This window comes from Flavobacterium hydrophilum, assembly GCF_003202405.1.
GTDB lineage: Bacteria > Bacteroidota > Bacteroidia > Flavobacteriales > Flavobacteriaceae > Flavobacterium > Flavobacterium hydrophilum.
On record NZ_QJHL01000001.1, the window covers coordinates 1,447,359 to 1,461,721 of the forward strand.

The 14,363-nt window shown below is 36.1% G+C and carries 8 protein-coding genes; 3 read left to right on the forward strand and 5 right to left on the reverse strand.

Going from position 1 to position 14,363, the window contains the following annotated elements; all coding sequences use genetic code 11:
• Window positions 1-115 precede the first annotated feature (115 nt).
• The 3 genes from DMB68_RS05530 to DMB68_RS05540 all read left to right on the forward strand — a co-directional run bounded on the left by DMB68_RS05530 (window position 116) and on the right by DMB68_RS05540 (window position 8,146).
• On the forward strand, window positions 116-3,742 hold the full coding sequence (locus DMB68_RS05530) for a DUF4450 domain-containing protein (RefSeq protein WP_110345631.1): 3,627 nt from the start codon (window positions 116-118) through the stop codon (window positions 3,740-3,742).
• A gap of 158 nt (window positions 3,743-3,900) precedes the next feature.
• Window positions 3,901-6,096: a hypothetical protein gene (locus DMB68_RS05535; protein ID WP_110345632.1), complete on the forward strand. Its 2,196-nt coding sequence runs from the start codon at window positions 3,901-3,903 to the stop codon at window positions 6,094-6,096.
• 196 nt (window positions 6,097-6,292) lie between these two features.
• Complete coding sequence (locus DMB68_RS05540; RefSeq protein ID WP_110345633.1) at window positions 6,293-8,146, forward strand: rhamnogalacturonan lyase; 1,854 nt, start codon at window positions 6,293-6,295, stop codon at window positions 8,144-8,146.
• A gap of 216 nt (window positions 8,147-8,362) precedes the next feature.
• On the opposite strand, the gene DMB68_RS05545 is transcribed toward DMB68_RS05540, so the two are convergent.
• From DMB68_RS05545 to DMB68_RS05565, 5 genes are all read right to left on the reverse strand, one after another.
• A complete protein-coding gene (locus DMB68_RS05545) occupies window positions 8,363-9,961 on the reverse strand; it encodes an ELWxxDGT repeat protein (protein ID WP_110345634.1) in 1,599 nt (532 codons plus the stop codon).
• Window positions 9,962-10,026: 65 nt separating this feature from the next.
• Window positions 10,027-10,245 (reverse strand): hypothetical protein, encoded by a 219-nt coding sequence (locus tag DMB68_RS05550; protein ID WP_110345635.1) that lies wholly within the window; start codon window positions 10,243-10,245, stop codon window positions 10,027-10,029.
• Between the two features lie 28 nt (window positions 10,246-10,273).
• A complete protein-coding gene (locus tag DMB68_RS05555; RefSeq protein ID WP_110345636.1) occupies window positions 10,274-11,422 on the reverse strand; it encodes a cytochrome-c peroxidase in 1,149 nt (382 codons plus the stop codon).
• Window positions 11,423-11,424: 2 nt separating this feature from the next.
• Window positions 11,425-12,897: a hypothetical protein gene (locus tag DMB68_RS05560; protein WP_110345637.1), complete on the reverse strand. Its 1,473-nt coding sequence runs from the start codon at window positions 12,895-12,897 to the stop codon at window positions 11,425-11,427.
• Window positions 12,884-14,362, reverse strand: a complete 1,479-nt coding sequence (locus DMB68_RS05565) for a RagB/SusD family nutrient uptake outer membrane protein (protein WP_110345638.1) — start codon at window positions 14,360-14,362, stop codon at window positions 12,884-12,886. Before DMB68_RS05565 ends, DMB68_RS05560 begins: the two co-directional genes overlap by 14 nt.
• Between the last annotated feature and the right edge of the window lies 1 nt (window position 14,363).

The window sequence follows — 14,363 nt, forward strand, 5'->3', positions numbered from 1 at the left end:
AAAAATCAGGTAGGTACAGGATGCAATACCATAAAAAAACGAAGAAATTGCGTTTAAATTATCAAAATCATTAGGTGTTTGATAATGATTATGTGCCTCTGAATTATTAAATTTTATGAAAACCAAAAACAATACCATCCCGACTTTTATTGGCTTATTATTGCTGTGCCCTTTGCTAACTATAGGACAGGAAAAAGAAGCTGTGCGTAAAATTCATTATGCTCCTGAAGGAAATAGTTTTGTTTTAAAAAACGGTACCAGAAAATTCAACAGGGCACTTTATGGCTCGAATACAGGTTTTAGGGTTGAGACAGGGGATTTGCCTGAATTTGCGATGTACATGCCGGGAATGGGCGGGAATTTTAAACTAGGTTTAATAAATGGCAAAGACAGCAAATGGATTACTGAGGCTTCAAAAATTGATACAAAATATGTATTGGGTACGATGCAATACGAAATTCAGGACCCCATTTTAGATAACGGAAAACTGATTGTAAAAGTAGTTGCCTTAAAAGAAAAAGAAGGCTTTATTGTAAAAGTATCAGGCGAAAATGTATCCAAAAAGATAAATTTAGTCTGGACATACGGCGGTGCAACGGGGAAAAAATTCAGTCGTGACGGCGATATTGGTGCCGACCCTGAGTCGGTGTTTTATTTACAGCCTGAATATTGTACCAATAATAAATATACGCTAAAAAAACAGTCTTTTTTACTGGAATACGGTTCTGAAAGCAATAAAGAGAAAACAGGTAATAACAAAAAACTAACAGTTTATTTTCCGGGTTCTGATATAAAGCTAGCCAATCCAAAACAGCAGAAAACACCTTTGGAATTATACAGTTCCAATCCTGAAAATCTGACGCTTGTTACAGGAAAAAATGCCATTTCAAAAAGCGACATGTTTTGGCTGTTTTCAAGCGAAGATTTAAAATCGGATGTTTCTCAAAAAGGATTATCGCAATTGTATGACAAATCGGTTCAGGAAACATATCTTTTAGCGAATAGAGTAAAGGTTGTAACTCCGAATCCTTACATTAATACATTAGGTTCAGCACTTTCAATAGCAGCCGACGGAATTTGGGAAAGCCCGGCTTACCTTCATGGTGCTATTGCATGGCGAATGTACCTGAATGCCTGGCGTGGCGCTTATACGGCTGATCCATTAGGTTGGCATGATCGTGCGAAAACTCATTTTACAAGTTACAGCAAATCACAGGTTACGGCTCCTGAAAGCGGTCCTATTGTTTTGGATACGGTCCGAAATTTTGCCCGTCAGAAAGAAGTTTTGGGAACCTCAATGTTCAGTAGTGGCTACATCAGTCGAAACCCGAATAAAAATACGGTGGCACATCATTATGACATGAACCTGGTTTTTTTCGATCAGATGCTGAGACATTTTAAATGGACTGGAGATACTTCGTTCATGAAAGAAATGTGGCCAACGATCCAAAGACATTTAAATTGGGAAAAAAGAAATTTCGATCCGGATAATGACGGACTTTATGATGCCTATGCCACAATATGGGCGAGTGATGCGTTGCAATACAGCGGTGGTGGTGTGATTCATTCTTCGGCATATAATTTTTACGCAAATAAAACGGTGGCTGAAGTTGCCAAAAGAATTAAGGTTGACGGAAATCCTTTCCTTAAAGAAGCGGATAAAATCCTAAAAGCTTCGAAAGACCAGCTTTGGATTCCTAAAAAAGGCATTTTTGCAGAATATAAAGACGCTCTTGGAAACAGATTATTGCATGATTTTCCCGGTGTCTGGAGCATTTATCACACTATCGATTCCGAATTATCGAATCCATTTGAGAGTTATCAAATGCTGAGCTATGTGGACAAGCAGATTCCGCATATCCCGATTTCGGCAGAAGGACTTGATAAAACCGATCTTTACACGATAAGCACCACCAATTGGCAGCCTTATACCTGGTCTATCAATAATGTTGCCCTTGCAGAACAATTGCATACTTCGTTGGCTTTCTGGCAAGGTGGACAATCGGAAAAAGCATTTAAGATGTGGGAAAGTGTGTTGATCGAAAGTATGTATCTGGGCGCTTCTCCGGGTGGTTTTGAGCAGCTTTTATATCAGGATGCCATAAGAGGCGAATTGTACCGCGATTTTGCTGACCCGATTGGAATGGCGTCGAGAACTTTGGTGGAAGGACTTTTCGGAATCCAGCCTGATGCTTTGGCCGAAGTTTTAACGATTCAGCCCGGATTTCCTTCAAAATGGAATCACGCAGCTTTAGATATCCCGGATATTTCAATTGATTTTAAAAGAGAAAACAAAACAGATTCATATCTCATAAAAAATCAGTTTACAGCAAAAATGAATCTGAAACTGGTTGTAAATGCACCTTTTGAGGGAATTCAGGATATAACTGTTAATGGAAAAACGGTTAGCTGGAAAAATATTCCGGAAAGTATCGGAGCTCCAAAAATTGCTGTTGAAGTACCTTATGAGGCTGCTTATGATGTGAAAATTAACTGGAAAGGCGAGGCTTTAGAAGAAATACAATCTGTAAAGTCTTTGACAGCAGGCGAATCTTTTGTCATAACAACTGCTAAGGCAGACATTGTTTCCGTTTATGACCCGCAGTCTATTTTGAGCGAAATTTCAAAAACAAATAAATCGTATGAGGCAATTGCATATGGCAACAAGGTTAAAACATTTTTTATTCAGTTAAAGCAAGGAGATGTAACCTGGTGGCAGCCTGTTGATGTTGATTTGAAACCGAAAATTGAATCAGAAATTATTCAGTTAAAAAATAACAATGTAGAAATTACATTGAAAAATAATTCGGAAAGCAAAATTGAAGGAAATATAGTTTTTGATGCTTCCGCAAAAGACAATCAGCAAAAGATTTCTCTAGGTACAAATCAGAAAGAAAGTCTTGTTATCCCGTTTGAAAAATTAGTTCCGGGAACCAATAAATTCTCAGTTAACTCGGGTTCAAATACCATAAAAGAAGTAACTTTTACAAACTGGGATATTCCGTTCAGCAATTCGAAAAAACAAGAAACTGTTTTGCTTTCTTCTTTTTTTAATTCGAAAGTAACAGATGTTTTCATCGAGAAATACTTGTCTCCAAGACCGCAAACAGTAACCTTGCAGCTTCCAATAAACGGAATCGGAAATTGGTGTTATCCAAATGTTTCTGTAAAACTGGACGATTCAGGACTACGTCAAAAAGCAAAATCAAATGGAGAAATTACAACTCCTGAAGGAATTGTTTTCAAAACTCCTTCTGATGAAAATCAAAAAAATATTGTTTTTACATCACAGTGGGATAATTTTCCAAAAAGTGTCAACATCCCGTTAAGCGGAAAAGCTTCGCATATTTATTTTATGGTGGCCGGAACGACTAATCCAATGCAAAGCCGAATTGTAAATGGTGAAATTGAAGTAAATTATACCGATGGGACTTCAGAAATTTTACAGTTGAAAAACCCTGAAAATTGGTGGCCAATCGAACAGGATTATTTTGTTGACGGACTGGCGTTTACAACAGATGCCCCAAAACCGCCGAGAGTTTATTTGAAATCAGGTGAAATTTCAAGAACTTTTAATGATTTCAAGAGTATAAAAGGATATTCCAATTTTGGTATTGATGGTGGAGCCGCAACGATTCTGGATTTACCTTTAAACAAAAATAAAACCTTAAAAAATCTTACAATCAAAGCAATTGCAAATGATGTGGTTATTGGGCTGATGAGTGCTACACTAATTAGATAAAAAGAATTCAATGTCAACATCAATTTCAAAAATCAATATCAATCAACTCGAAATAAATTAACTGCTATATGAAATGAGCATGACTAAAAGGTTGTTATAAATACCATCGAAGATATGCAAATTACACATGACCAATAAAAAATAATAAATAGCTACATATGAAAAAAATATTCTCCCTGTCTTTTTTGATGTTGTCGATTTCTTTGTTTTCACAACAAAAAATAGACAGGAAAGCATTGGTAACAAGACACAATGTTCAGATTACTGCAATAGATACTTTAGCTTCTTTAACCGTTGGTAACGGGACATTTGCTTTTACGGTTGATGCGACCGGACTACAGAGTTTTCCGGAAAAATATCAAAACGGAATTCCGCTTGGAACGCAATCTGAATGGGGGTGGGACAGTTATAAAAATACTGAGAATTATAAGTTTTCTGAGACTCTAAAAGACGTAGATCAGTATGGTCGTAAGATTTCGTATTCAACACAAATTAAAGAACCTGCACGAAAAAAAGAAGCAGTCGAATGGTTTCGTCAAAACCCGCATTTATTACAATTGGGAAATATAGGTTTTGAAATCACTAAGAAAGATGGCAGTTTAGTAAAACCGGATGATATTAAAGCTATTAATCAAAAGCTGAATTTATGGTCAGGAAAAATTGAGAGTTATTTTGAGGTGGAAGGCACTTCCGTGAAAGTGATAACGGCTTGTGATCAGACAAAAGATGCTTTAGGCTTTAAAATAGAATCAGATTTAATTCAGCAAGGGCGTTTGAAAATTCGTGTCCGAATCCCTTTTCCAACAGGACTATGGGGTGATATGGGCACGAAATGGGAAGAAAAACAGGATGTAAGTATTTCAGCCGTAGCTATTGCGGGGACTGATATGGGGAAAAAATGGGGCGGAAAACAAGATTATAAAAGCAATCTAAAAATCAAAAATAAATCAGAAGCTACAATTACACACGTAATGGACAGTATTTCGTATGATATTAATTTGAAATGGAAAGGCACTGCATCAATTAAAGAAAAAGCAAAGCATTATTTTGTTGTAGAACCTTCAAAAAGTAATACAATTGAATTGAGTTGTTCGTTCATCCAAACATATAAAAACAAATCTGTAATTCCTTCTTTTGAAGCGATTGAAAAAAGCAGTATCGGTGGTTGGGAATCCTTTTGGGAAAGCGGAGCGGCAGTTGATTTTTCAGGAAGTACAGACAAACGTGCACATGAACTGGAGCGACGTGTTATTCTTTCGCAATACCTGACCAAATTGCAGTGTACCGGGAAAGTTCCGCCACAGGAAACGGGTTTGACTTATAACAGCTGGTACGGAAAACCACACTTAGAAATGCACTGGTGGCATGGTGTGCATTTTGCACTTTGGGACAGACCGGAATTACTGGAAAAAAGTCTTCCGTGGTATCAGAAAGTTTTTGAAAAGGCTAAAAATATCGCTAAGAGACAAGGTTTTGAAGGGGCAAGATGGCAAAAAATGACAGATTATGATGGTAATGAAAGTCCGTCTTCTGTAGGGGCATTCTTAATTTGGCAGCAACCGCATTTTATCACGTACGCAGATTTAATATACAGTGCCAATCCAACAACGAAGACTTTAAATTTATACAGTGAACGTGTTTTTGCAACGGCAGATTTTATGGCTTCATTCGCTAATTACGACAGTAAAAATGATCGTTACGTTTTAGGGCCGGGCGTGATTCCGGCGCAGGAAAGATTCAAAGCGATCGAAACTTTTAACCCAACCTATGAACTTGCATACTGGAACTGGGCATTGAAAACTGCTATTGCGTGGAAGAAAAAATTAAATCAAAAAGTACCTGAAAAATGGGAAGACGTTTTGAAAAAACTATCTCCTTTGCCAATTGCAAAAGATGTGTATCTGGCAACAGAAAGCGCTACAGATTCCTATACCAATCCTGAATTTAAAACGGATCATCCATCGGTTTTAGGAACTTTCGGAATGCTTCCGGAAACGTCTCTTCTGGATAAAAAAATCATGAAAAACACATTTGATTTAGTTTGGAATACCTGGACATGGGATAAAACCTGGGGTTGGGATTTCCCAATGACAGCGATGTCTGCAGCCCGTTTGCAAATGCCTGAAAAAGCAGTTGACGCCCTTTTTATGAATGTAGTAACCAATACGTATTTAAAAAACGGACATAATTACCAATCGCCAAGACTAACGCTGTATCTTCCGGGTAACGGAGGATTACTAACAGCTGTTGCGATGATGTGTGCAGGCTGGGAGGGAAATACAGTTGAAAATCCAGGGTTTCCTAAAGATGGAACATGGAAAGTTAAAAGTGAAGGATTTAAGAAGATGTTTTAATTTATTGAAGATGTTAAGCTGCTAAGATTCTTCAATCGAAGTTTTTTTTAATCTCGCAAAGTCGCTAAGACGCAAAGAAAAATATAAAATCAAAACTTTGCGATTCTGCGACTTTGCGAGATTATTTTTTTTCAAGTAAACCTTAACCGTAAAAGACAGTCTAAACTTGCGTTAAACTTTACCAACCAAACCAATTATGAAAAATAGAATTTTAGTAACGTTATTCCTTTTGTCAGGTTCAATTTCATTTGCCCAAAGACAAATGGAAAGTTTAGACCGTGGCGTAATTGCCATAAAAGATAAAGGCCAGTTTTTTATCAGCTGGCGTGTTTTAGGAACAGATACAGATGATCTGGCTTTTAATTTATACCGAAAGAGCGGTTCAAAAAAAGCGATCAAACTAAATGAAAAGCCTATAACCGGGGCTACAAATTTTGTTGATACCAAAGCAAATCCGCAGGAAGAAAATACCTGGTTTGTAAAAACGGTTTTAAAAGGAAAAGAGGCAGAAGCCAAAGGAAGCTTTACGATTACTGCTTCAAGTCCGGACAAGGATTATTTGTCAATTGTGATAAAACCCGTTGAAGGTTACATTCCGAATGATCTTTCGACCGGTGATTTAGATGGCGACGGAAGATATGATCTAATTGTTCACATGACCGGAAAGGGACATGATAATTCGCATACCGGTATTACAGATCCGCCTATTTTTCAAGCCTATACTTTGGAAGGGAAATTTTTATGGCAGATTACTTTAGGCAAAAACATTCGTGAAGGAGCGCATTATACACAGTTTATGGTCTATGATCTGGATGGTGACGGAATTGCAGAACTGGTTTGCAAAACAGCTGACGGAACTACGGACAGTGAGGGAAATGTGGTTGGAGATGCTTCAAAAGACTGGGTTGACAGAGATCCAAAATCGGGAACTTATGGAAAGATTTTAAAAGGCCCTGAATATCTTTCCGTTTTCGACGGACGAACCGGAAAGCTGGTTACAACTACAGATTATATTCCGGAGCGTGGTGATTTGGCAGGCTGGGGCGGACATGGAGGTAGCGGAGGTAATGATACCAAAGGAAACAGAATCGACCGTTTTACAGCCTGTGTTGCTTACCTGGACGGGATTCATCCAAGCGTGGTAATGTGCCGTGGATATTACGGCAGAACGGTTTTGGCGGCCTTCGATTTTAAAAATAAAAAACTGACTTCAAGATGGGTTTTTGACAGTAAAGACGCTGAAAACCCTTATTCCGGAATGGGAAATCACGGATTAACGGTGGCTGACGTTGATAACGACAGGAAAGATGAAATTGTTTACGGCTCGATGTGTGTAGATGATAATGGCAAAGGATTGTATACGACCGGTTTCAGGCACGGAGATGCACTGCATGTTTCTGATCTGGATTTGGATGTTCCGGGCTTAGAAGCATTTGGTATACATGAAATTGAAAATAAAACAACCGGTCCGGGTGTAGCCGTTTTTTCAGCAGCAGACGGAAAAGTTTTGTTTACCGATTCTTTAAATGAAGATGTTGGCAGGGGAGTGGCAGATAATATCGATCCGACAAGAAAAGGAGCACAGTGCTGGTGGTCAGGCTCGCCGTTTTTGTATGATATGAAAGGGAATAAAATAGGGGATGCTCCAAAATCAATCAATTTCCTTATTTATTGGGATGGAGATACTTCAAGAGAGCTTTTAAACTCGAATTATATTGACAAATATGGCAAGGGCAGATTGTTTACGGCAACAGGAGCAGTTTCGAATAACGGAACAAAATCAACCCCGGCACTTTCTGCGGATATTTTGGGAGACTGGCGGGAAGAACTGATTTTAAGAAGCGAAGACAATAAAGAGTTACGAATTTATTCAACTACAATTCCAACAGATGTAAAACAATATACTTTAATGCACGATCCTCAGTACCGTTTGAGTATTGCCTGGCAAAATGTAGGGTATAATCAGCCACCCCATACCGGTTTTTATTTTGGAAGCGGGATGCAGCCGGCTCCAAAACCTAATATTGTTTTGGTTCCTTTGAAGGAGTAGATTTTATTTAGATTAGCCATAGATGTCAGGCTGAGCGGAGTCGAAGCCCTTTCGGTAAAAAAGTCCTTCGACTAAATTCCGTATGATATCATTCTTAAAAGACACATAAAAAAAGTCCGTTTCATGTATTTGAAACGGACTTTTTAGATTTGTGATTTATTGGGGCAAAAAACAAACCTTGTTTTAATTTTGAAAATCAGATTTCCAATAATAAAACTATTTGATTATTATTTTAGTTGTAGAAGTTTGACTGTTTTTAGTTAGTTTTAAGATATACAAACCAGTTTTTAAATTTAAATGAAGTGAATTGTCATTTGTTTTGCCGGTGACTTGTTTTTCACCTAATATATCAAACACTTCGTATTCTATAGTTTCATTATCTGTATTGTTGATAAAGAAATTCCCATCTGAAGGATTTGGGTATACCGCTACAGCTTCTAACTTGTTTTGATCTTTTACAGAAAGGGTAGTAGGTGTGTAAGAGAAAAGTTCTTGCCCGTCAGTTCCTGTAGCTGCAAAAAACAATTTGTTTCCTACTTTTGTTAAACTGCTAACTCCTGTTGGATTAATGCTTCCTGAAATCAGTGAGCTTACCAAAACAGTACCGGCTGCAGTACCATCAGTTTGCCACAACTCTCTTGAAGTATCAGCGTTACTATCGGCAGTAAAATATACTATTCCGTTTAGTTCAATATAATCAACAGTTGCAGCTGATGTTGGTGCATTAAAATCAACCAGTTTGGTTAATGTAGAATTAGTGTATTTGTAAAAATCATAATTAGTGCCGTCATCAGAAGCGAAGAAATAAAGCACGCCATTTACAGATTGAATCTGATCAGGTGTCGAACTGCCTGTTCCTGGGTTAATGTCAGCAACTTCAGTAGTTCCTGCTTCTGTTCCATCAGTTTGCAATAATTCTACTCCGTTAGGACCGTTTGCTCTAAAAAAAGTAACATTACCCACATTAGCAAAACGAATAGGAGCAGATCCTGTAGTTCCGGGATTAATATCTTTAACTAATAATGTTCCTGCTTCTGTTCCGTCAGTTTTCCACAATTCAAATCCGGTTGTACCAATATTTCCCTGAAAATAAATAGTATTTCCATTTTTGAAATACGTTGTTCCAACACCATGTCCTGTTCCTGAATTGATATCCTTAATATTGTTATTCGAATCTGTAGAAATACCGTCCCATTTGTATAATTCTCTTCCTGTTGTAGTAACAACTAACTGAGTATAAATAGCGTTACCATTTAGGTTTTCAATCCAGCTGAAGCTATTTGCTGTACCAGGCTGATCAATAAGATTTGTTATAGTAGTACCATCAGTCTTCCATATTTCAGTACCAGTGGTTCCATTGTTAGCTGCAAAAACCATAGTTGTTGGATTAATCACAGTAAGAAATGAAGGGTTTGAAGCTGTAGTGCCGGGATATAAATCAAATATCATTTGTGTCCCTGCATTAGTACCATCAGTTTTCCAAAGCTCTGTTCCGTTTACACTTGTTCCGTTTGATGCGGTAAAATAAACCTGATTGTTAAAAGCTGTAAAATTTGCTGGATTTGAATTAGAAGCAGCAGTTGTTGTAGTGTTGATATCTTTAACCATTACTGTGCCAGCTTCAGTTCCGTCAGATTTCCATAATTCTACGCCATTTGTACCATCGGTAGCCCTAAAAAATAATGTTCCATTAAAGTCGAAAAAATTTGTTGGACTTGAAGAGTTAGCATTTCCGGGATTTATGTCCTTGATCTGAGCTATTTGCCCAAATGACAGGGAAGAAATTAATAATAAAAAGAGGTATTTGTTTTTCATATTGTACTGGTATTAAATTAATGTATTTACAAAGAGTTGAAAATTTTAATAAAATTATAAACGGATTATGCTTTTGCTTTTTTGATGTTAAGCGCAATTATTGCAGGTATTGAGACAATAAGTGGAAAGACAATAACAAGGAAAATCAAAAGATAAGGCTGTTTAAATTTATGTCGGTCTTTTATAATATATAATAGTGCAATAGGCGTTAGGATCAGATATAATAAAACGCAAAGCTGATATAGAAATAAATCTGTTTCAAATGGGGCAATTAATTCATTCATAATAGTTTATGTTTAAATTTTACTAAAATTATTTTGGAAGATCCGGGGTCATAATCCTTCTCGTTGGCGTACTTAACGTTTCTATAAAAGCCAGTAAATCGCTGATTTCTTCTTTACTTAAGTTTAATTTCTTAAGCATTGGATCTACTTTCGGAATTAAGGTATCACGTGCTGTTCCCAAATATTTTTTCTGAACAGGAGAAGGATTTCCTAAATTATAAAGTTCTACAACATCTAGTAATGTTGGGAAATGTCCGTGGTGCATCCATGGTCTGGTATTGACTACTTCACGAAGTGTTGGCGTTCTGAATTTGCCAATATCCTTAACATCTTTCGTAACATTGTAACGACCAAAATCTTCATTTTTTGTTCCGAATAAAACCTGTCCGTCATTATGAAACTGATTGTCGCTGAAATAAGGTGTATTATGACAGTTGATGCATTGCGCTTTGGTTCTGAACAAATGCAGTCCTTTTACCTGCGAATCTGTATAAGCTTCGGATTTTCCGCTAATGAAATTGTCAAACTTGCTTTTTGGACTGTTGATGGATCTTTCGAATGTGGCAATCGCATACTGAATTCTTTCAAGCGTAACTTTTTTGTCTCCAAAAGCAGCTGTAAAAAGTGGGTTGTATCCCTTTATCTTTCCAATTTTATTGACTGCAATCGTAAGTTTTTCGTTCATTTCTAAAGGATCACCTACAGGAAATTGCGCTTGATCTTCTAAGCTCTTAGCACGTCCGTCCCAAAATAAAGAAGTGGCATAAGCCGAATTCAAAATGGTCATCGAATTTCGTTTTCCGGTTTGACGGTCATGACCAAATGAACGCGTTAAATTGTCTGTCCAGCCTAATTCAGGATTGTGACAGGAAGCACAGGCAATTTGTCCGCTGACAGATAATCTTGGGTCAAAAAACAATACTTTGCCCAGACTTTCTTTTTCTTTAGAATATGTATTGTAGGCAGGATAAGGAACAGCAGGAAGCACCCCGATATCCTGAAATTTAGATTTGTCTATGCTTTCATGTAATTCTGCAGCAGGCCATTTTGAGGTATCTCCACTGGAATAGAGTTTTCGTAATTCAGGAATATCAATATAATCAGGATCTTCGATGCTTTGATATGCTGTTAAACTCAAAAGCAGTAAAACGGGTATTATTAATTTTTTTACTTTCATAGTTATAATGTAACTTCTTTAGGACAAGATTCATTTAAAGGTGCTAATGTTGGATAAACTTTATTATTGTAAATCCTATATTGAGAAGAGATTGTTCCTCCAAAAAGTTTATCGTTGGTTAATTTCAATTCAAAAGAAATTTCAAATAAACCCGTACTAATTTCTTTGTAAGTTCCTTCACCTGAAATTGCAATACTATAGCTGTTTTTATTCGTTCCGGTAATTGTGATATATTGCGGAATTACGAGAACTTTTCCATTCGTTTTGCTGTTACCGTTTTCAGGGAAAAATTCTAATGCTGATGTAATATTAAATCCTGGTGAGTTTGCTGCGGTAGTACTTTCGTTAGAAAACCATCTTTTTAGATTAAATGAATTGGTTGTATTGGTACCGGTAGAAACATTAAACCCAATTTTAAAAGCATCATGGTAAACATCATCATTAGGGTTTGTGTTTCCTTTGTCACTGTAAAAAATGGCATTTTCATTATCCTTCGTTACTACCACAGGAAAAGTAAAAGCATTAAAAGCCTGCCATGCACAACTACCACTTCTGTCAAACCAGTTTTCACCATATGTCAGGTAAAATTGATTTGATAAATCATAAAATTTAGAAGCAGGATTTGTAAGAATATCACGATTTGATTTTATAGGTTTAACGATTTGTAAAACAGTCGTTCCCGTAGCAATATAATCACCTGCATTTATAAGTGTAATACTGGTTTCATAATATACATCGTCTTCCTGAATATCTTCTAAAAGAGTTAAGTGATAGGTAATTGATTTTCTGTTATCCCCAAAGTCATCATGAGTTAAAGAATAATCAAAGCCATTCAGAAATTTGAAAATAGTAAGATTTTCAATTTCTGAAGGAATAAATCCGTTAGGAAAATTTACTTTAAAGTCAATTGTTTCCCCTGCAGCTCCTTTGACAACTATTCTGTTTGCTGACAATGAATACGGTGTACTCACTTCACCTAATATGATTGTTAGGACGTCATTTGAAACAGATGTATTTAAATTACCAATATGAATTTCAGGATCAGATGTACTTTCTAATTTTAAGGTTATAATTTGTTTTTCTTTCCATCTTTTTTCAAAAGAAAGAAAGATAGTATCGGTTAATTTACTTCCTTCAAAAAGTAATTCGTTTGTAGGTTCTATACTAAAACTATTTACATCTCCGGAAGTAACGGCACTAAATTTTGCTGTAACAGCAGATTTTAAAGGTGTTGAACTTAATGTTACCGGTACTTTTAATGTTTTAACCGATTTGTTTTCATAGCTAACTACCGGTGCCAAAACGGTATTAACAGATGGATATTCTAATGGAACGTTGCTAGTAGAGTTTACTAATAAATTAAACCTTATAAAAGGGCCAAAGTTTTTTGAGTCTAATCTGTAATCGTCCTTAGAACAAGAAGAAACTAATGTTATAACAATACTTAATACAGATATAATTTTAATACGATTCATTTTGTTCTAAGTTTGAGTTAATGTAAAGAGTATTTAGAGGTATTGGTAATACATATTTTGGTGACGGGTAGGTAAGTCCGCAGCTTAATGATATACAGCCATTGATACGTGAAATATCTTTTTTATTTCTTGCGATATCAAAAAGCAGATGCCCTTCAAAACACAGTTCTTTTCTTCTTTCCAGAAACAAAGTTTCGGAAATATTATCTGTAGTAGTTAATAAAGCAGCGTTTGCTCTTTCTCTTATAATATTAATATCTTTCTTTGCCTGTTCCGGGTTATTAAGTCCTATTGCTGCTTCGGCCCTTATTAAATATTGTTCACTTAATCTAAATGCTACATATCCGGGATTTCCCTGGAATTTTTTAGTAAAATAATAGTTAAGCATTACCGGTTGTAGATTCACTAACGTAGAAAGTGTTTTTACTAAAAACAGCTGTTTCCTAATATCATTGGTTTCATACAGATCAATCAAATCCTGCGATGCTGTATACCTTTCATAATTAGTATCAAAAGTATATCCAAAATAAGAAGATAATGATCCACTGACAGATCCATCTGTACTTTTTGTTACGGAAAATTCTAATAAGGTTTCGGACGTAGGTAGGTCTATCTTTTCCCATTGCGAAATATAATCAGCTGAACTTATCAGGCTTACACCAGAATTTTCGATTACATCATTTGCCGTATCATAAGCATTTTTCCAATCCTTTTTAGAGAGATAAACTCTGGCCAACAAAGCTTTTGTACTGTTAGTATTAAAATAAGAATAGGCAGGACCATTAAAAAGGATCGCGTTACTATATAAATCCAGAGATGTTTGAAGATCATTTATAATCAAAGAATAAGTATTGGCAGCAGTTTCCCTTGCAGGATAAGTAATACCGTTACTAATCGAGTGGGTACTGTAAACAATTCCCATATGAGAAGCATCCTGAGTATATCCGTAATTTTGACTATAGACTTCACTTAGCAAAAAATGCATATAAGCCCTAATAGTCAAAGCCTCAGCTTTTATTTGACTTTTTTCTGCTGTAGTAGCATCTGCCAGAGCATCTGTATATTCTAAAATAAGATTTGCCTGATTGATAATGCTATAGCCACTTGTATAGAATAATTTAAAATTAGAGTCAGTAGATTGATCTTCAAAAGAATATACTTCTTTAATGTTTTCAGGAATAGTAATTTCTCCTTTCGTACTTGATCCCAGAGAAGGGCTAAATTTTATATTGCCTCCTTGTAAATCTGGATAAACAGAAAATATTTCACCACTCACATTATTTTTAAGAGTCAGGTATAGACCGTTTAATGCCATTAATACCCCTTTTTTATCTTTTAGCTGTTCTGTAATAGAAGTTTTGTCTCCAGGTTCTTGTTCTAAAAAATTGCTACAGTTTTGCAGCAAAAAACTTATTGCAAAAAGCATTATAAATTTTAATCTTATGGAAGTTTTTAAATATTTCATC